Raw genomic sequence first — 17,053 nt, 5'->3', positions numbered from 1 at the left:
AGGGTCAACGACAATATTGTCGAAAAAATGGAGCATGGCGACGGCCCTGTTGATGCTGTCTATAAGGCTATTGCATCCCTTACCAATACAAAAAGCAATCTTCTGAAATTCGAGGTAAAAAGTGTAACCGGCGGAATGGACGCACTCGGAGAGGTAGTCGTTTCCCTTGAAGAGGACGGCCGTACAGTAAGGGGACATGGGGCTGATACAGACATAATCGTTGCCGCTGCAAAGGCGTATATTAACGCTTTGAACAAACTCGCCGCAAGAAAGAGATAAGTTTCTTTCCAGAGCTTCAGTGCCTCATCATGCCTCTTTTTGTCTGTTTCTGAACTCATTCCATGAACTGCAGAATCTTTCCATAGACGCTCCTGCACCTTCAAGAAACTCTATCCTCGCTTCTATCGTTTCCATCGAGTGTTTCAGTTCGCTGATTATGCCGTCAAAGATCGATTTATAGCTATTGATAACCCTCTCCATCTCCTCTGATACATCATTGCTTAAGGCATCGAGATGCATGTCTATATGGGACAATAATTCCGTATTTTGCTCGGATATCCATTTTTGCATGGACTCCTCCAGATTTTTCTTGATCAAAAAAGTGCCTTTTTCAGTTTTATATCATCGAATTTAAATTTTCCTGTCTTCTGATTTATCCGCCCCAACGAAAAGATCAACAATAATGCGCCCATTAAACCCCTCTTCCTCGAAAGTCTGCCCTTAAAAAGGTGGGGGTAGAATGTGCTGTCAAATTTCAGGGCTATCCGAGGGAAGTCAAAACTACTGAAAGATGGCTGGAGTTTAGGCAGTGCTATATGTATATTCTGACTCTCCGCATCTTTCACATACTCATTATACTCCATTACCTTTGACTGCATTAGTCTGTTTTGTTCCTGAACGGCCTTTTCCTTTTCGGATATATCGCTGTTTATATACTTTTCATACTTGCCCATTACCTGGAGATAGTTTTTCTCCACCGAACCCCTTTTTATTTCACCGGATATCTCATCAACTGCACGCAGATTATTGCCGTTTTGCAATAAAATCAGTTCATCGTTGGAAAGGGATGTCAGAACCTTTGTCAATCGCTTCATAATATTGTTTATATTCCCGTTGATTATGAGCAGCATGGACTTATGGGCAAGGTTAATATCCCTTTTCCATGCTGCCCGTATCTTTGGCAAATGCAGCCCTTTCCTTCATTGCTCCGGTGACTTCCTCATAAAATTGCCTTATGCCGGACATCTCCTTCTCAAGCTGTTCCCTCTTCTCCCCGAGTTTTACTATCTGACTGGAAATAGTGTCCTTTGTTCCTGCAAGCCTCCGATCTATGAGGGACACCTTTTGTTTAAACATTTCGATAGATGCCTTTTCCACTGCAATATAGTTTATGTATTTTATGAGCTGCTCAACCCCGCTTTTTTTCCATGAGGGTTTTCAGGGTTGCCCCCTCCCTGCCGTGAAACCACAATAGATTTCTTATCTGGTTGTCGATGAAAGACAGGGTTGTCATCTCTTCCATTCCCTGATACCGCTTCAGAGAGGCATTCAGGCATTCACGCAGCATGTATCCATCATCTGTATCCAGACCCGCACATTCCTTGATGCGGAGTGCCTTCTGCGAGTAAAAATACTGCAGTGCCGAAATGCCCAGTACGATAAATCTCCTGTAGCTCAATCCCTTTAGTTTAGAACGCAGAAAATCTATAAACCGCACTGCAGACTTCTTCTCTTCGCTCAAATACATGAGGTCCAGTTTATTGACTACGACTATAAAGGAGTAGATCTTGTTGTGCTCCTCAAATGCGGCCTTTATATCTCTGAAGAAATCCTCCTCGCTCTTTGTGAGGTGTTTTGCATAATCCACGATAAAAACCACCACATCTGCTTCTCCGATCCATTTGTAAGCAACTCTTTTATGGTCGCTTCCTGCCAGATCAGGACCAGGAGTATCTATAATCGTATAGCTGCACAGGCTATCGGCATTGGGCACATAGCGGATCTCCATATCATCGAGGATATAGCCGCTCTTTTTATCGGCATGTGCACTTCTGAATTCATCGAGAATGTATTCCTTTATTTCGAACGGATTCTTAAAAAATCATCTGCTGGCCATGATAATTCAACGATATGGTGCTGTCTACGCTCTTTCTGTATATGCAGGAATTGAATGTGGGAAGCTCGGCACTGGCAGGAGCATACTCCTCGCCAAGGAGGCAATTCACTATTACGCTCTTGCCTGATTTTTTCAGAGCCATAATGGCCACCTTCAGGTCTTTTCCGTGTATATCCACGAGCATATCCCCGATATCGGACAGGGTCTTTATAACAATATCCCTGTCTTCTTTAATTGCCCGGTTGCTCTGCTTAAGACTTATCTGCTCTTTTGCCTTCTCCAGATTCCCCTTTAAGTCATCGAATATCTCACCGAAAAACTCCATTTCCCTTCTATCGGACTCTTCATTCTTGAGCATTACTTCCATGTCTATATCGAGATAGAGCATCTGCTGGATTATCTCGCTTAATATATCTTTATCTTCGGTATCCAGCACAAGACTGTAGTCAGGCATTTCTTTCTCGTCAATGTAACTTATCAATTCGCTGAGGCTTTGCGGCATGAACACTGCTTTACCTGTAGGCTTATGTTTCAGGTAAGTCTCAAAATCGAATACTATTTCCCTTGCCACCTTGATCTTATGGATGGAATTTCCGTCGGCGCCTGAATTATCCATGAATTGAAAGACAGGAATCTCGTCCTGGAGTATTACTTTTCTGTTCAATAAAGGGGAGACAGCTTCCCTGCTGGATCTTTTCTGGGTATACAGCGCTCCTTTTATTTTAAGGACATCCATATCTTATCCCCCGGCTATCGACTCAATTATACATCATAAAAATGAGTCTAACAATTCTCCACAGAATCCCCTTGTCAATATGCCTTTTATAAGGATATAATAATTTCCATTTTTTTTGCGGAAACGATTAACTTTCAGGAGGATACATGACTATTACCGAGAAGATACTTGCGGCACACATAGGGAAAAAGGCGGTTTCTGCCGGCGAATTAATAAATGCAAGGGTTGACCTCATCCTTGCAAATGACATTACCGCACCTATCGCAATACAGGAATTTAAAAAGATAGGGGCAAAGGATGTATTCGACAAAGACAGGGTGGCATTTATCCCCGACCACTTCACGCCTCAGAAAGATATAAAGGCTGCGGAACAATGCAAGATGCTGAGGGAATTCTCAAAGGATTACCATCTCGGTCTCTATTTTGAAATAGGAAGGATGGGTGTTGAGCATGCATTACTGCCTGAACAGGGTCTTGTCGTTCCCGGCGATTTAGTCATCGGCGCTGACAGCCATACATGCACTTACGGCGCTCTGGGCGCCTTTGCGACAGGCGTAGGCTCAACGGATGTGGCCGCTGCTATGGCAACAGGCGAATGCTGGTTCAAAGTCCCCGAATCAATGAAATTCATTTACTATGGAAAACTCAATAAATGGGTTGGAGGCAAGGATTTAATTCTTCATACAATAGGCGACATCGGTGTTGACGGTGCATTATACAGGGCAATGGAATTTGAAGGGGAGACCATCAGGAATCTGCCCATGTACGGAAGGCTCACAATGTGCAACATGGCAATAGAGGCTGGAGGCAAGAGCGGCATAATCGTTCCTGACAGCATAACAGAGGAATATGTAAAAAGCAGAGCAAAGAGACCGTATAAATTTTATACTTCTGATGCAGACGCAAAATATGTGGAAATCAGAGAATACGACTGCTCAAAGATACCTTTAACAGTTTCATGCCCTCACCTTCCTTCAAATACAAGACCTGCAGCCGAATTATTCGAAATCACCATAGACCAGGTAGTTGTCGGCTCATGCACCAATGGAAGGCTCGAAGATTTAAGGGAGGCTGCACAAATTATTAAAGGCAGAAAGGTGAATCCAAATGTGAGGATGATCGTCATCCCTGCAACACAGCAGATATACAAAGATGCAATGAAAGAAGGGCTGCTCGATATATTCATAGATGCAGAGGCGGTTGTCTCAACGCCGACATGCGGGCCATGCCTCGGCGGACACATGGGAATCCTCGCAAAGGGCGAAAGGGCTCTGGCAACAACAAACAGAAACTTTGTGGGAAGAATGGGACACCCCGAAAGTGAGGTGTATCTATCAAACCCGGCAGTGGCAGCAGCAACGGCAGTGCTGGGAAGGATCGGAGTGCCAGAGGAACTGGGGCTGTAAAATAGGTTATAATGGAGAAATGAAAGAGCCTGTCAGATACCTTGAAAATGCAAAAGAATTATTACACAAGTCTCCAATTGAGGGGAATCGCTATGCTAACGAAAAATATGTTAAGTCAGCCTGTGGTGTGGCATATCTCGGCGTATTGAAGGCTATTGAAGAGCATCTTCTCAAAAAAGGACTGACAAAAAAAGAATTACAAAAAAAGTTGAAGAATACCGCAAGGCACTCCAAAAATATATTTCAGTTCATAACGGCAAACTTTTAAAAGAGTTTGACGATCTCTATGACGAACTCCACATTGCAGGCTATTACCGCGGCATGCTGCACAGGGTTGACGTCGTTAAAGGGGCGCTTAAAGGCGCTAAAGAGTTTATAGAGAAGTTGAAATAAAGGGGTGCAAATGTCCGCTGTCCCATAAAACGCTTGTCAGTCTGTACGGTTTTCGAGGATTTAAATGGTCGTTGTCCCTCTTCATGAAGAACTGCTTGAACACCGTTTATAAAATGTTTTATCCTTCGGGAAACGCATGGCGCATGAGATCAAATTAAAAATCTACTACGAAGATACCGATGCTGGAGGCGTAGTTTATTACGCAAACTATCTCCGCTACATGGAGCGGGCGAGGACGGAGTTCCTTGCGGACAAGGGCATCAATATAGCTGAAATGCATAATCAGGGCTATTTCTTTGTAGTAACCCACGTCGATATTCATTACAAAAGATCCGCCAGGCTCGGGGATGTCATCACTATAACAACCGGAATCACGGAACTCAAAAATGCCTCGATGACCATAAAACACCGGGTTCTTAAAGACGATACGCTGATTGCAGAAGCGCTGGTAACCCTTGCCTGCATAGACAGAAACGGCAAGCCGACCCGCTTTCCCGAAAACTTTAGAAGTTTAAGACAAATTGGGACAACGCCGTTAACTGGGTTTTCAAAGTGTAAAAACAAAGCCCTTATGATAAAATAAGGCAAAAGCAAGGCGCATATGACAATAGACAATAAACTAAAACAACTTGGCATCACGATTCCTGAGGCTCCGAAGCCTCTTGGCTCTTATGTGCCGTGCGGCCCAAAGAGAAAAGCAATTGCATATAAGGGCCTAATCTATTTGGTTTTAGAAGATTACAGCAAAGCGGCTGAGAATCTACGTAAAGCAATAGACTCTTTTCCTAATGCAACACTTAAATATCACCTTGCTGTAGCCCTATATAAAAAGAAAGACTATAAGGAGGCGTTAGAAAATTGCAGGGCAAGTAAAGATAATATGCTTCTTTTTAAAGATACAGGCTTCGGAAATATCTCATGTTCTGATTCGTTTATTGAAGAACTTGAGAAGATTGTAATGCTTGGGCCTGAAACTAAAAAAATACCAAGACTAAAAGTAATGACAGGCGATAAAATATAAATGAATTGTCCTCAAGGATGTCACATGCAAGATTCGTCAAATGTATGTATTAGAAATTATAACAGGAGAAACGATGAGTAATTTAAATACGCAGTAGCATAAAAGACAATGTTATGGGATGAGGAGGCATAAAGAAATGGAAACAATAAGGGGCGTCGCAAGTAAGGTCAGGAATACTATTGACGTCAGTGGCGGTGATGTAACAACAACAACACATATCTGCATATTTCAGCTTGATGGGAGGACAGTGAAAGTTAAGTCCAGCGAACCACCAATTATTAATGAAGGTGATAACGTTATTGTAGCAGGGAATAGCAGTGGAGGAGTCTTCTATGCATTTGCATACCGGAATCTTACCTCTCACACTGAAGGGAACGAAGGATATTTTTTAATGTTCCTATTCGGAGTCATCTTTCCGGTAGCAAGCGTTATGATTTTTAGCACCTTTTCAAATCCATTCTTCGGCATTTTGCCGAAAATCATTGCTTCAGTTTTTCTATTAGCTGGCCTGTATATGCTATTCCGTGGTATCCGGGTTTTGCAGGCAGTAAAACTATTGAAGGAGAGTTAGCACTGCAACAAAGCAGCTATGGTCATTGACAGATAGCAATAATAAACCGTTGGAGGAGAGACTATGAGAAATTTATTAGTAGTAGTTTTAATGCTGTTTTTCCCATGTCTTGCGATTGCTGAGCCTTCACCCTTTGGACTTGAAATCGGCAAGGCTACGATTAGTGATGTGAAAGCAAAATACAAAGCCAAATTTGTCGGAATCAATCGGTATAGTAACGGTGAAATGTATGACCTCGATGTAGCTGGACTATCTTTTGACGGCCTTCAAAGCTGCCGCATTATTTTTAGCAAGGACGGGAAGCTACTTGCAGTTTTGACCACTCTGCCAAAAGAAAAATTCGATTACCTCTTTAAGATCTTAAAGGGTAAGTATCGACTTGTCAATTCAAATATCCCATTTGTAGGAGATAGGTCAGCCAAGTTTTTAGACGGTAACACAGAAGTAACACTCGATGCACCTCATTTGAGTTTTACGATGGAGATGAATTATATCCATAAAGAATTAATGAAAACGTACAGAGACCAAAGCTCTAAGGAGCAACAGAAAAAGAAACAAAAAGAGGCGTCACAGCTTTAATCTAAGGAGAAGAAAATGACAAAGCAAGTTATAGTTATAGGCAAGACTATCATAGCTTTAACCGTATCTGTTTTGGTTGGTATAGCCTTTGCGGAGTGTCCTCTCGAAAAGGTTGCGATTACAAAATCAGGTGTTTATAGAGCTGTAAATCCTGATAAATACAATGAAATGGATACAGCCATCAAGAATAACGACCAGAGCAAACTTAAAGCTTTGATAGCAGAAAAATCGGTATCAGGGATACCATCAGGGAAGAAAGTATGCGTATTGGAAAAATCATTTTACTGGTACCGCACGAAAATTGATGTACCTGGGTTTGAAGTTTCCTATTGGGTTCAAGATGATGCAATTACTGAAGTCAAATAAGTGCCCATAACCAATCAAATCACCGAATCGGCGGGAAACGGCCCGCCTCTCGGTGATTTCCAGCGCGGAGGTTTTTATTTGCCCAAGACAGTAGATTTTGTGGTCATTTTTGATGACGGAGCAAGAAAGCGCCACTATCACGAAACAGAAAGGGGCAAGGTTACATATTTTGCTGTACAATTAGAGCTAAGGGTTAAGGATGAGTGGAGAGTAGCGGTAAGATATGACTGTTCCCACGAGTTCGCTCATATGGACAAATATAATGCGCACGGCAATCAGACAAAGATAAGGTTAGATCTCAGCTATGAGAGCGCTTTAACATACGGGGATTGGGATATCAATGAAAATTGGTTAAAATATAAACAAGAGTTTTTAAAAGGAGTAAGCGATGGGTAACTACACTAATTTTTTGGCAATGATTTCAACAGAATTCCATAGATATTTGATGGAAAATGAAAATTTTGCAGATAAGATACCTGCTAATGCCATGATTATATTCCAAGTCGAAGGAGAAGACGATTTTAATAAATGGCATGAAGAGACATCATTGAGAAATCGAGAAGCAGACCAGCCGGTAGTTTATGTATATGTAAAAAAATGGAGAAAGCACTCCTCTATCGAAGAAATCAGTCTGGCAGGGGCTGCAGCATAACAACAACCACGCTATGAGCATAGAAGACAAAATTAAAAAACTTGGCATCACGATTCCTGAGGCTCCGAAGCCTCTTGGCTCTTATGTGCCGTGCGTTCAGACAGGCAATCTCCTATTCATTAGCGGCATGTTGCCATTGAGAGAAGGTAAACTTTTAAGGACTGGAAGGGTCGGGGAATCCGTATCTTTGCAGGATGCGCAGGAAGATGCAAGACAATGTGTTATAAACGCCCTGTCAGTCCTGAGATTCCATCTTGGAAGTCTCGATAAAATCAAGAGGTGCGTTAAATTGAACGGTTATGTTGCATCTGCTCCTGACTTTACAGAACAGCCGAAGGTCTTAAATGCTGCATCCGATTTGTTGTTCGAAATATTCGGCGAGGCAGGCAGACATGCACGTGCAGCAGTCGGCGTCTCCGTGCTTCCTCTAAACTCGCCTATAGAGATAGATTTTATTTTTGAAGTGATTTAAATCAAACCAAGCTCTTTTAACTGTTTCACCATCTCATCGAATTCAGGACGAAACCTGTATCCAAGCGCAACTATGGCCTCATACGGTTCCATCGATGCAGTTGGGTCGGCTAAAGACAAATACTTATCGAATACTGCATTAAAGGCATTTCTTTTCGGGATAACAAAGTAATTGTCCTCAAAGGTAGCAGAAATCTTAAAGGCAATATCTTCTATCTCAGGCATTTTCCATTCCTCCTCATATTTAGTTTTTTCCTAAGTTGAACGATTTTAATCTAAAAATATATGCCAGGTGCTGCCGAGGACTTTTTAAAGTCTTTAAGCAGTGCCTGACATATATAAAATCGCTTAACATAGGTATTATACATTCATAGCCTCTAAATACTCATTCCATAGTTTTTCTTCCGATATGTCTGTATCTATAAAATCCCACGGCAGTATTTCATTAAAGTCTTTCTTTCTGAATATATAAAAATCTATATTTACCCCTGCCTCGGAACATGCAGCTTTATAGTCGTCTGTCTTAACCATTGCCTTCAAAACCCTAAATACCCTCCTGTCACCCATAGAAAAAAGCCCCTGCATATGTGCATACTTCGGCACATCGTGAAAGACCTTAATACCTTTCTCATCCCTCAATTCTTTCTTAATAAACTTCAGCTTTTCTTTCACAGAATCAAGCCTCTCCATAGGATGCCATTGAAATGGAGTAAACGGCTTTGGAACAAATGTACTGATGCTCAATATTATATTTCCCTTGTTCGAAATTCTCCTCACTTTTTTTACAATCTCAACAATCCCTGAGACGTCTTCATCCGTCTCTGTTGGAAGCCCGATTATGAAATAAAGCCTCAGATTCTCTATCCCTGCATTTAATATGAGTTTCGATGTGTCAAGAATGTCATTTTCCGTAATCTTTTTATTGACAACCCTTCTCATCCGCTCTGTGCCGGCTTCCGGAGCAATAGACACACTCTTGTGCCCCTTGAGAAGCTCAACAAGCTCAGCACTCTTTTCACTTGCACGCAAAGAGGTTATGGAGAAATCAACACCATCGATGCATAAGACATCTTTGATGTGCGCATAATCCGTTAAGGACGGGCCGATTAATCCTATTTTTGGAGTAATCTCCTTTGCCCTTTCTATTTCCACTGTAATGGTATCCAGATCCTTTTTCCGTGTAGGGTTGTAAATATGACCCACAAGGCAGAACCTGCATTTCCACGGGCATCCCCTCATAGCCTCGACAAGGTACATCTCTGAAAATTCGGCTTCAGGAGTGATGATTGTGGTTGTTATAGGAGAAATGGATAAATCTTTAATGTATCTCCTCTTTATTTTTTCAGGTGCATTATTAATGGGAACCCTTTTTAATATTGTTCCGTCATTGTTGTAATCGGTCTGATAAAATTCAGGAATATAAAGACCTTCAATATTTAATGGGTCTTTTTTCATTTCATCCCTTGTCCCTTGACCCCCGTGGGTCTTCGACTTGTCCCTTAACCTCTCCAGAAACTCATTCAGCGATTCCTCTGCCTCGCCAATAAAGATAACATCAAAGATTGGAGCTATGGGCTCTGGATTGAAGAAACAGCAGACTCCTCCTGCAATCAGGAGGGGATGATATTCGTTTCTTTCTGATGAACTGAAAGGAATTTTAGCAATATCGAGTATCTTTAAAATATTCGGATAGTCATTTTCAAAGGAGATAGAAAATGCAACCATATCGAATCTGTTTAACGGCCTTTTGGATTCAAGGGAAAATACAGGTGTCTCTGTCCTTATATATTCTTCGATATCCCTTTCATCAGGCAGAAATGCCCTTTCGCAAACAACATCATCTCTTCTATTGAGAAGGCCGTAAATGCCCTGAAATCCAAGGTTCGACATGCCAACATGATATGTATTGGGATAAACGAGGCATATATTTATCTTCCCGCCGGGGTCTTTAAAGATAGTGCCTTTTTCCTTTGAAAGAAGATCGTCAGCTTTTTCGATGAGCTTGCGGTTCACTCAACTATTATTCCCCCATCTTCTTCCTCAAAAAAGTCGGTATGTCATAAATATCTTCCTGCGGAAGGATGGATTTGTTTAAAACAGGACTCTGTTCTTCCTGCGGTTGTTCCTGGAAATTTAGAAGACTCCTCTCAGGCTCTTTATCCTGTGTATCTTCTGCAATGGCTTCCATATCTTTGGCCATATCCTTGGCCATATCTTTGGCCGGCTCTCTGGTAGGCTCTTTTACAGGATTCTGTTCAACAGGGCTTTGCTCCTTTGAAGGCATATCTATGCTCTTGGACAATACCCTCCCTGAGCCTTTAAGGTTTATAGGGTCTTTCGTGGGCATCCATTTCTTGACCTGCGGCAGCTCTGCCTTTTCCACCCTGTCCTCAAGTCCCGTGGCAATAACTGTTACCCTCACATCATCCTCCATGTCGGGATTTATAACAGCGCCAAGGATAATGTTTGCATCATCATGGGCAGAGTCATAAATCAGTGACGAGGCCTCCTGAACAGCATCTATGGACATATTGAGCCCGCCTGTTATGTTTATGAGTATGCCCTTTGCGCCTTCTATGGAAGATTCTTCAAGAAGGGGATTGGATATCGCCCTCTTTGCTGCATCAAATGCTCCTCCCTCGCCGCTTCCTGTCCCCATACCGATAACAGCCCTTCCTGCATTTTCCATTATTGATTTCACATCTGCAAAATCGAGGTTTATAAGACCGGGGATGAGTATCAAATCCGATATGCCCTGTATTGCCTGCCTTAAGACATCATTTGCTATAGAAAAGGATTTAAGCAACGGGGTGCCCTTTTCAACAACAAGGTGGATCCTGTCATTTGGGATAACGATCAAGGTATCCACATACTTCTTAATCTCCCTTATGCCTTCCTCTGCATTTATTGCCCTTTTCCTGCCTTCATAATAAAAAGGCTTTGTCACTACTGCAACCGTAAGGATACCCATCTCCCTTGCAATATTTGCAATGACAGGTGCTGCGCCAGTGCCTGTCCCGCCGCCCATGCCTGCCGTGATGAAGACCATGTCTGCCCCTTCTATGCATCCTGACAGAGAGTCCTTATCCTCAATGGCTGCCTGCCTGCCGATAACAGGGTTGGAGCCTGCTCCAAGCCCTTTTGTAAGGCTTGTGCCTATCTTTACCTTCACAGGCGCAAGGGATGCATCGAGATGCTGGCTGTCCGTATTAACAGTGATGAACTCCACGCCGTAGAGGTTCGCTGCAACCATGCTGTTTATGGCATTGGTGCCCCCGCCTCCGACACCTATCACCTTTATCTTTGCAACCAGTCTCCCTACATCTTCCAGCTCAAACATGATTACCTCCTGCCCGCTATTTTCTTAAACCATCCTGTCATCTTATTTAAAACCCTGCTAAACAGATCAGAAGAAAAGCCACCTCTTTCGGAAGGCATTACAGACCCGATACCGTACAGCACGAGTCCTATACCTGTGGCATACATTGGATTGTTGAATTCTCCCTTCAGCACATGCATTCCATGACCATCCCCAGAAAAATTCTGATGAGAAAAATTCTGATGCGACAAATGCGGATACCCTATCCGAACAGGCATGGATAAGATCGCCTCTGCCATCCTGTCAAAGCCCGAAAGCAATGAAGACCCTCCTGTAAGAACAACGCCGGACACGGCAATGCCGTTATTATGCACGGCATGTATCTCCTGTCTGACAAGCTCGAGAAGCTCTTCGCATCTCGGCTGGAGTATCTCCGTAATATACTTCCGGGGTATTCCCCTCACCTGTCCGTCAATAGCCACAACATCTACTTCGGCATTGTCGATCTCTGGGACGATAGAGCCGTATCTTTTTTTAACACGCTCTGCCTCGTTAAAAGGCAGCCTCAGTCCAACCGATATGTCGTTTGTAAAGTGATTGCCTCCTATGCCCAATACTGCCGTATGCCTCAGCCATCCCTCTCTGTAAATGGCAATGTCGGTTGTCCCACCGCCGATATCCACAAGGGCTATACCCATGTCCCTCTCATCGTTGTTCAATGTCGCTTCTGCAGATGCAAGGGGCTGAAGGACTATATCCACGACCTCGAGCCCGGCCCTTTCACAGCATTTCAGGAGATTCTGTACGGATGCAACAGCACCTGTAACGATATAAACCTTTACCTCCAGCCTGACGCCGGCCATGCCAACAGGGTCTTTTATCCCATCCTGTCCGTCGAGGATGAAATCAGTGGGAAGGACATGGAGTATTTCCCGGTCAAGGGGCACATACACGGCACTTGCAGAATCTATGGCCCTTTCCACATCCTCGCTCGTTACTTCCTTGCCCTTTATGCCCACAGCACCGTAACTGCTGAAACTCTTTATATGGCTTCCTGCAATGCCTACATACACCTCCCTGACGCTGATGCCTGTCTGCTCCTCGACATCAGAGACAGTCTTCTTTATGGAATTCGCCGTAGCCTCGATATCGATCACAACGCCTTTTCTAAGGCCGTTGGACGGGTGCGAACTCACAGAGAGCATATTTATTCCATCTTCCGTAACCTCTCCTGCAATAGCGCATATCTTTGTCGTGCCTACATCGAGTCCGACAATAACACTGCTATTTCTCTTTCTCTTCTCTGCTGCCATTTCTCATTCCCCTTCGACGCTGCCTACTGGCTTCACTATTATCTTATTTGCGAACCGCAGGTCTATATATTCAACAGACATATTCCGCTTTTCTATCTCGTCCCTCACAAATTCAAGCCGCTCCAGTTTTTTATCGAAATCGCCGGCGCCAATCTTTATGGATATGTTATCGAGCTTTAATGTAATGTCTTCAGGCCTCTGCCCTGTTATTTCGATAGCGCCGTCGTAAGATACAACCCTTCTGCTATGAAGCACATCCACAAACCTGACTGCTTCCAGATATGCCTCTCTATTGTTCTTATAGTCGATATCTTTAATAACCGGAAGGAACAGGACTGTTCCTTCCTTCATAGGTTCGAGTATGTTCCCTTCCCTGTCTATAAGATACGGCCTGCCTGCTATGCTCAGGATGGCAACAGGGACCGCCTCTGTCACATTTATCAGCACCCTTCCTGAAAGCTCTTTTTTAATGACTGCATCCCTTATCCACAGAGATGACTTGAGCCTCTTGTAAAGCTCCTTTCCAGAAATGCCGAAAAGTTTGTCTCCCTTCTCGATATTGATCAACGACTTCAGCTCATCGTTTTTAAGGTAATGGTTCCCCTCGAAGGCTATATCCCTGACCAGCATGTGGTTTTTGATTAAAAAATATGCAGCAGAAAAGGCAATAACAAAAATCAAAAAAAGAAAGACAACGAATTTTATCTTCTTACTTTCCTTTTTCCTCTGCAATGACCTCAGGTTTCTCCTGTTTATGTTCATGGCCTTAATCTTTGTCTAACAATGTCTGCTTCAATATCTCCTCTATTAGATCGGGAAACTCGAGTCCCGTGAGTTTTGCTATCTTCGGCAAAAGGCTCGTCTCTGTCATTCCGGGTATTGTATTTACCTCGAGGATATACGGCTCATTGGATTCATCGAGGATGAAATCAACCCTTGTGGCGCCTTTACAGTCGAGGGCATTATGCGCCTTCAGAGCAACATCCTTAAGCGTTTCATAAGCATAATCGTCAATCTCCGGAGGCAGTATGTATTGCGTAAGACCAGGCGTATATTTCGCTTCGTAACTGTAAAACTCCTTTGACGGCCTCACCTCAACGCCTCCAAGAACGGTCTGTCCCAAAACGCCTATCTGTATCTCTTTGCCACTTATGTATTTCTCAATAATTATTTTCCTGCCGTATGAAAATGCACTCTGCACTGCATCGTCTATATCTTCCTCTCCCTTCACGATATTTACGCCTATGCTCGAGCCTTCTGCAACAGGCTTTACAACCCACGGCAGAGGGAAATCGACAACAGCGGTTATCAATTGAGGATTTATCCTTTCACCTAACTGCTCTCTGTTTACAACTACAAAAGGCGATACAGGAATATCATGATAAAGGAATATCTTCTTTGATGCCTCCTTGTCCATGGCAAGGGCAGATGACAGAACACCTGAGCCTGTATATGGAATCCCCATCACCTCAAGGAGACCCTGTATAGCGCCGTTTTCACCGTGCCCGCCGTGTAGCGCCAGAAAGGCTATTTCGATATTTTCCCTCTTTAAGTCCTCGCAGATATTGTCAGATACATCTATAAAAACAGCATCATAGCCGAGGTTCAGCAATGCCTTATAAATGGCATTGCCGCTTTTAAGGGAAACCTCCCTCTCGGCAGATGTCCCTCCTGCAAGAACCCCTATTCTTTTGTCTGTTATCATGAATCATTACCCCTCAAATTTATTGCCTCCTATTTTATCAGGGAAACGCATAATATCTCCAATCCCATAGACCTGACAAGTTTTCTCTATTCATTGAACGCCTTTGAAAGCCTTTCTATCCATATCTCTGTAGGCAATGATAAATCGCCTGCGTCTGCGTCATGCAGTGCCCTTATGTATCGTTCTTTTCCAGCGCGATCTACAGATGCCGTCTCAGCAGGCGGAAGTCTTAGTTTGAAAAGCAATGCCGTCAACAGGATTCTCCCAACCCGTCCATTAAAATCCTTAAACGGATGAATCCACTGAAACCGCCAGTCTGCATATGCAAGGGACTCGGAAATTTTTTCTATATCTCTTTGCTCTCTAAGAGTGAGAAGCCTTGCAGCTAAGTCCTCACAGTATAAACGCATATAAACAGGGACTTCAAAATATGGAGGTGGAATATGTGTTCCAACTTGTACATTTACATCTCTGAATTTTCCTGCCCAGTCATGGAAAAGCGAGCCGGCTATATCATTGTGGATTTTACATATCCATTCTGAAGTAATATCTATATCTGGCGGATTCTTTTCGATCAGAGCTTCAATCGTCTTTGCAACAAATACTGCGAGAATTTCGGAAACCTCGGAATAGGTCTTTATTGCTGTCTCAAGGTAACGAGTTGAATCTATCAGACGTGTGCTGTCTTCCCTTTCCTGAGAAGCTTCTTTAGACGGTTTATACTCACCGGCTCCTTCTCGAACTCCATAGACTTCACTACCCAGTCCAAAACCTTCTTTTGATACGCCTTCCTCAGTGAGCTTATATCTGTGCGGCTTTCCTGCCACTTTTCGAGACCTTGCTGGGCTTTTTTTATCTTTGCCTTTGTCATCTTTTCCTTCCTTGTCTTTATTCTGCCATTTATCGGTTTTCATTGCAATAGCCTCGATTTATATCGTTCTCCCCACCCACAATTTATATCTCCAGCCCTCTGCACGACGGTGTGCGTTTTTTATTTTTTATGCCTCTTTTATAGTTGTATACGCGTAAGCTCTTTTATGGCTTTATCTGTTTTTTCAACAAGGTTACAAAAATGCTTTCTGAGATCTCCATGCTTTGCAATCAGATCTTTTCTGATATTATCAGCTTCTTTTCCAGAGCTATGTCCAGCTAATTTTGTTCTCAAAAAATGAATCTCATCCAAAGGAGATATGATTTCGTTGATTTCATAACTATCTATTCCTTTTGTTTCAAGAATCTTTCTTAACAATTTTATGGTGCCGAGCTTGCTGTCATCACAATTCATAGATATGGCAATTTTCTTTATGTATGGCCTTCTGAAATCTTCAATTACAAGTTTGTCTAATGTATGAATTTCATCTGCATACTCTTTTACCGCATCGGTAACTGGATAATTGAGTTGTTGATACAGTTTCTTATTGGCACATGACCAAAGCTCAACTTTAGTTTGCTCTAATTCTTGCAGGGACTTCTTTAATGCAGATAAAGGCTCATACGATAAATCCCACGTTCCCATGAAATCTGTTGTGAAAGCTCTCTTCGATATTTTAGCTTTTGGTCCTTCATTATACGATTTCCAATAAAGCTGTTCTGAATGCGGGAGATCTCCTAAATAACATAAATACGTATGGACTTGACCTGCTTCGTTAATATCGTATGTTTTTAAACCCCAACTTCCCCTGCAGCTAATGCTCCGTTGTTCAAGAGTGTATTTTTCTGGGTTTTGTTTGTATTTCAATAAGACAGCGGGTTTAAAAAATGCGGGAGATGTCGCATAAGGTTTATCTGACTTTCCAAAATAATTACCAAGTTTTTTGGGGTCGCATGAACATAAAGCAATTTTGTTATGCTTCCAATCATCAGCAATAAATTTTTCATATTTTTGAGGCTTTGAATATTCACCGGCCAAAATCTTTATCATTTTTTTGCGTGGCTGATGATTGCGGATAATTTGAAATCCTCTCAGCCAGCCCGCTGTTGGTAAATTCTCTTTATCAAATGCAATACCTCGCCGCGCATGAATTCCGTTTCTCTTGTCATGGAACTTAGATTCTTGTCTGTCTTTTTCACTAAACTTCATCCAATCATTACAAATAGTTCTATCGAAAAACCGTAATAACACCGATTTCGTTAAAAACAAATATGGGAGTAGCATTTTTTAATAATCAGGACGGCAGTCCCATTGCATTAAATCATCAACATAATTATGTCTCAAACAGCTTTGCGGCAGTGTTGCAGAATAAATATAAGCTCCTTTATATGAAACATATAAGGGAATTTCATCAATACAAGTGTTTAACAAAAACTGTAAAAAATCTCTTTGTTCAAGCCATTGTTTATACTCGTCTGTTCCATGCTTGGGAATTTTAGACATATTCCGCAAATTATCAAGTATTTTATTTTGG

The 17,053-nt window shown here is 42.5% G+C and carries 25 protein-coding genes; 12 read left to right on the top strand and 13 right to left on the bottom strand.

Features of this window, described 5'->3' with window-relative positions; translation table 11 throughout:
* Positions 1-279, top strand: a 279-nt coding sequence (locus V7L97_RS03605; protein ID WP_333653461.1) for an alpha-isopropylmalate synthase regulatory domain-containing protein, incomplete at its 5' end; no start/stop codon positions are given.
* Between the two features lie 27 nt (positions 280-306).
* Here the strand turns inward: V7L97_RS03605 and V7L97_RS03600 are convergent.
* The 5 genes from V7L97_RS03600 to V7L97_RS03580 all read right to left on the bottom strand — a co-directional run bounded on the left by V7L97_RS03600 (position 307) and on the right by V7L97_RS03580 (position 2,852).
* Entirely contained in the window at positions 307-570 is a 264-nt protein-coding gene (locus V7L97_RS03600) for a hypothetical protein (protein WP_333653459.1), read from the bottom strand.
* A gap of 23 nt (positions 571-593) precedes the next feature.
* Entirely contained in the window at positions 594-1,184 is a 591-nt protein-coding gene (locus tag V7L97_RS03595) for a hypothetical protein (protein WP_333653458.1), read from the bottom strand.
* Entirely contained in the window at positions 1,147-1,356 is a 210-nt protein-coding gene (locus tag V7L97_RS03590; RefSeq protein ID WP_333653457.1) for a hypothetical protein, read from the bottom strand. Before V7L97_RS03590 ends, V7L97_RS03595 begins: the two co-directional genes overlap by 38 nt.
* Before the next feature lie 52 nt (positions 1,357-1,408).
* On the bottom strand, positions 1,409-2,008 hold the full coding sequence (locus tag V7L97_RS03585) for a dynamin family protein (RefSeq protein ID WP_333653456.1): 600 nt from the start codon (positions 2,006-2,008) through the stop codon (positions 1,409-1,411).
* An 85-nt stretch (positions 2,009-2,093) separates the two neighbouring features.
* Entirely contained in the window at positions 2,094-2,852 is a 759-nt protein-coding gene (locus V7L97_RS03580; protein ID WP_333653454.1) for a hypothetical protein, read from the bottom strand.
* A 146-nt stretch (positions 2,853-2,998) separates the two neighbouring features.
* Between V7L97_RS03580 and leuC the strand changes: the two genes are divergently transcribed.
* The 11 genes from leuC (at position 2,999) to V7L97_RS03530 (ending at position 8,312) form a co-directional block, all read left to right on the top strand.
* Positions 2,999-4,258: a 3-isopropylmalate dehydratase large subunit gene (gene leuC, locus V7L97_RS03575; protein WP_333653452.1), complete on the top strand. Its 1,260-nt coding sequence runs from the start codon at positions 2,999-3,001 to the stop codon at positions 4,256-4,258.
* A gap of 19 nt (positions 4,259-4,277) precedes the next feature.
* Positions 4,278-4,526, top strand: a complete 249-nt coding sequence (locus tag V7L97_RS03570; protein WP_333653450.1) for a DUF5618 family protein — start codon at positions 4,278-4,280, stop codon at positions 4,524-4,526.
* Entirely contained in the window at positions 4,454-4,651 is a 198-nt protein-coding gene (locus V7L97_RS12870) for a DUF5618 family protein (protein ID WP_442891738.1), read from the top strand. The genes V7L97_RS03570 and V7L97_RS12870 overlap by 73 nt, the downstream gene beginning before the upstream one ends.
* A gap of 136 nt (positions 4,652-4,787) precedes the next feature.
* Positions 4,788-5,234: a YbgC/FadM family acyl-CoA thioesterase gene (locus tag V7L97_RS03565; protein ID WP_333653449.1), complete on the top strand. Its 447-nt coding sequence runs from the start codon at positions 4,788-4,790 to the stop codon at positions 5,232-5,234.
* An 18-nt stretch (positions 5,235-5,252) separates the two neighbouring features.
* Positions 5,253-5,672, top strand: coding sequence for a tetratricopeptide repeat protein (locus tag V7L97_RS03560; RefSeq protein ID WP_333653448.1), 420 nt, complete (start codon positions 5,253-5,255; stop codon positions 5,670-5,672).
* 136 nt (positions 5,673-5,808) lie between these two features.
* Positions 5,809-6,243 (top strand): hypothetical protein, encoded by a 435-nt coding sequence (locus V7L97_RS03555; RefSeq protein WP_333653447.1) that lies wholly within the window; start codon positions 5,809-5,811, stop codon positions 6,241-6,243.
* A 63-nt stretch (positions 6,244-6,306) separates the two neighbouring features.
* On the top strand, positions 6,307-6,822 hold the full coding sequence (locus tag V7L97_RS03550; RefSeq protein WP_333653446.1) for a hypothetical protein: 516 nt from the start codon (positions 6,307-6,309) through the stop codon (positions 6,820-6,822).
* 15 nt (positions 6,823-6,837) lie between these two features.
* Positions 6,838-7,188, top strand: a complete 351-nt coding sequence (locus V7L97_RS03545) for a hypothetical protein (RefSeq protein WP_333653445.1) — start codon at positions 6,838-6,840, stop codon at positions 7,186-7,188.
* 78 nt (positions 7,189-7,266) lie between these two features.
* A complete protein-coding gene (locus V7L97_RS03540) occupies positions 7,267-7,584 on the top strand; it encodes a DUF7718 family protein (RefSeq protein ID WP_333653443.1) in 318 nt (105 codons plus the stop codon).
* Positions 7,577-7,840, top strand: a complete 264-nt coding sequence (locus tag V7L97_RS03535) for a DUF5647 family protein (RefSeq protein ID WP_333653442.1) — start codon at positions 7,577-7,579, stop codon at positions 7,838-7,840. The genes V7L97_RS03540 and V7L97_RS03535 overlap by 8 nt, the downstream gene beginning before the upstream one ends.
* 13 nt (positions 7,841-7,853) lie before the next feature.
* Positions 7,854-8,312 carry a RidA family protein gene (locus V7L97_RS03530; protein WP_333653441.1) on the top strand — a complete coding sequence of 153 codons (459 nt, stop codon included), beginning with the start codon at positions 7,854-7,856 and terminating at the stop codon, positions 8,310-8,312.
* Here the strand turns inward: V7L97_RS03530 and V7L97_RS03525 are convergent.
* The 8 genes from V7L97_RS03525 to V7L97_RS03490 form a co-directional block, all read right to left on the bottom strand.
* Positions 8,309-8,536, bottom strand: coding sequence for a hypothetical protein (locus V7L97_RS03525; protein WP_333653440.1), 228 nt, complete (start codon positions 8,534-8,536; stop codon positions 8,309-8,311). The genes V7L97_RS03530 and V7L97_RS03525 overlap by 4 nt on opposite strands.
* Before the next feature lie 135 nt (positions 8,537-8,671).
* On the bottom strand, positions 8,672-10,324 hold the full coding sequence (locus tag V7L97_RS03520; RefSeq protein WP_333653439.1) for a radical SAM protein: 1,653 nt from the start codon (positions 10,322-10,324) through the stop codon (positions 8,672-8,674).
* Between the two features lie 7 nt (positions 10,325-10,331).
* On the bottom strand, positions 10,332-11,651 hold the full coding sequence (ftsZ, locus tag V7L97_RS03515) for a cell division protein FtsZ (RefSeq protein WP_333653438.1): 1,320 nt from the start codon (positions 11,649-11,651) through the stop codon (positions 10,332-10,334).
* A gap of 2 nt (positions 11,652-11,653) precedes the next feature.
* A complete protein-coding gene (ftsA, locus tag V7L97_RS03510) occupies positions 11,654-12,943 on the bottom strand; it encodes a cell division protein FtsA (protein ID WP_333653436.1) in 1,290 nt (429 codons plus the stop codon).
* A gap of 3 nt (positions 12,944-12,946) precedes the next feature.
* Complete coding sequence (locus tag V7L97_RS03505; RefSeq protein ID WP_333653434.1) at positions 12,947-13,705, bottom strand: cell division protein FtsQ/DivIB; 759 nt, start codon at positions 13,703-13,705, stop codon at positions 12,947-12,949.
* Positions 13,706-13,709: 4 nt separating this feature from the next.
* Positions 13,710-14,648 (bottom strand): D-alanine--D-alanine ligase, encoded by a 939-nt coding sequence (locus V7L97_RS03500; RefSeq protein WP_333653432.1) that lies wholly within the window; start codon positions 14,646-14,648, stop codon positions 13,710-13,712.
* Positions 14,649-14,734: 86 nt separating this feature from the next.
* Entirely contained in the window at positions 14,735-15,562 is an 828-nt protein-coding gene (locus tag V7L97_RS03495) for a Fic family protein (protein WP_333653431.1), read from the bottom strand.
* Positions 15,563-15,657: 95 nt separating this feature from the next.
* Positions 15,658-16,728 carry a hypothetical protein gene (locus tag V7L97_RS03490; protein ID WP_333653430.1) on the bottom strand — a complete coding sequence of 357 codons (1,071 nt, stop codon included), beginning with the start codon at positions 16,726-16,728 and terminating at the stop codon, positions 15,658-15,660.
* Positions 16,729-17,053: the final 325 nt, after the last annotated feature.

Origin of the sequence: Dissulfurispira sp. (assembly GCF_036745535.1) — a bacterium.
Lineage (GTDB): Bacteria > Nitrospirota > Thermodesulfovibrionia > Thermodesulfovibrionales > Dissulfurispiraceae > Dissulfurispira.
The sequence above is the reverse complement of the archived record's forward strand: the minus strand, read 5'-3'. Positions and strand labels throughout refer to the sequence as shown.

Bases quoted from the DNA above. Each gene is read 5' to 3' on its own strand.
- V7L97_RS03600 (WP_333653459.1), bottom strand. From the start codon at position 570: ATGCAAAAATGGATATCCGAGCAAAATACGGAATTATTGTCCCATATA.
- V7L97_RS03590 (WP_333653457.1), bottom strand. From the start codon at position 1,356: ATGTTTAAACAAAAGGTGTCCCTCATAGATCGGAGGCTTGCAGGAACA.
- V7L97_RS03585 (WP_333653456.1), bottom strand. From the start codon at position 2,008: ATGGAGATCCGCTATGTGCCCAATGCCGATAGCCTGTGCAGCTATACG.
- V7L97_RS03580 (WP_333653454.1), bottom strand. From the start codon at position 2,852: ATGGATGTCCTTAAAATAAAAGGAGCGCTGTATACCCAGAAAAGATCC.
- leuC (WP_333653452.1), top strand. From the start codon at position 2,999: ATGACTATTACCGAGAAGATACTTGCGGCACACATAGGGAAAAAGGCG.
- V7L97_RS03570 (WP_333653450.1), top strand. From the start codon at position 4,278: ATGAAAGAGCCTGTCAGATACCTTGAAAATGCAAAAGAATTATTACAC.
- V7L97_RS03565 (WP_333653449.1), top strand. From the start codon at position 4,788: ATGGCGCATGAGATCAAATTAAAAATCTACTACGAAGATACCGATGCT.
- V7L97_RS03560 (WP_333653448.1), top strand. From the start codon at position 5,253: ATGACAATAGACAATAAACTAAAACAACTTGGCATCACGATTCCTGAG.
- V7L97_RS03555 (WP_333653447.1), top strand. From the start codon at position 5,809: ATGGAAACAATAAGGGGCGTCGCAAGTAAGGTCAGGAATACTATTGAC.
- V7L97_RS03550 (WP_333653446.1), top strand. From the start codon at position 6,307: ATGAGAAATTTATTAGTAGTAGTTTTAATGCTGTTTTTCCCATGTCTT.
- V7L97_RS03545 (WP_333653445.1), top strand. From the start codon at position 6,838: ATGACAAAGCAAGTTATAGTTATAGGCAAGACTATCATAGCTTTAACC.
- V7L97_RS03535 (WP_333653442.1), top strand. From the start codon at position 7,577: ATGGGTAACTACACTAATTTTTTGGCAATGATTTCAACAGAATTCCAT.
- V7L97_RS03530 (WP_333653441.1), top strand. From the start codon at position 7,854: ATGAGCATAGAAGACAAAATTAAAAAACTTGGCATCACGATTCCTGAG.
- V7L97_RS03525 (WP_333653440.1), bottom strand. From the start codon at position 8,536: ATGCCTGAGATAGAAGATATTGCCTTTAAGATTTCTGCTACCTTTGAG.
- ftsZ (WP_333653438.1), bottom strand. From the start codon at position 11,651: ATGTTTGAGCTGGAAGATGTAGGGAGACTGGTTGCAAAGATAAAGGTG.
- ftsA (WP_333653436.1), bottom strand. From the start codon at position 12,943: ATGGCAGCAGAGAAGAGAAAGAGAAATAGCAGTGTTATTGTCGGACTC.
- V7L97_RS03505 (WP_333653434.1), bottom strand. From the start codon at position 13,705: ATGAACATAAACAGGAGAAACCTGAGGTCATTGCAGAGGAAAAAGGAA.
- V7L97_RS03500 (WP_333653432.1), bottom strand. From the start codon at position 14,648: ATGATAACAGACAAAAGAATAGGGGTTCTTGCAGGAGGGACATCTGCC.
- V7L97_RS03495 (WP_333653431.1), bottom strand. From the start codon at position 15,562: ATGAAAACCGATAAATGGCAGAATAAAGACAAGGAAGGAAAAGATGAC.
- V7L97_RS03490 (WP_333653430.1), bottom strand. From the start codon at position 16,728: ATGAAGTTTAGTGAAAAAGACAGACAAGAATCTAAGTTCCATGACAAG.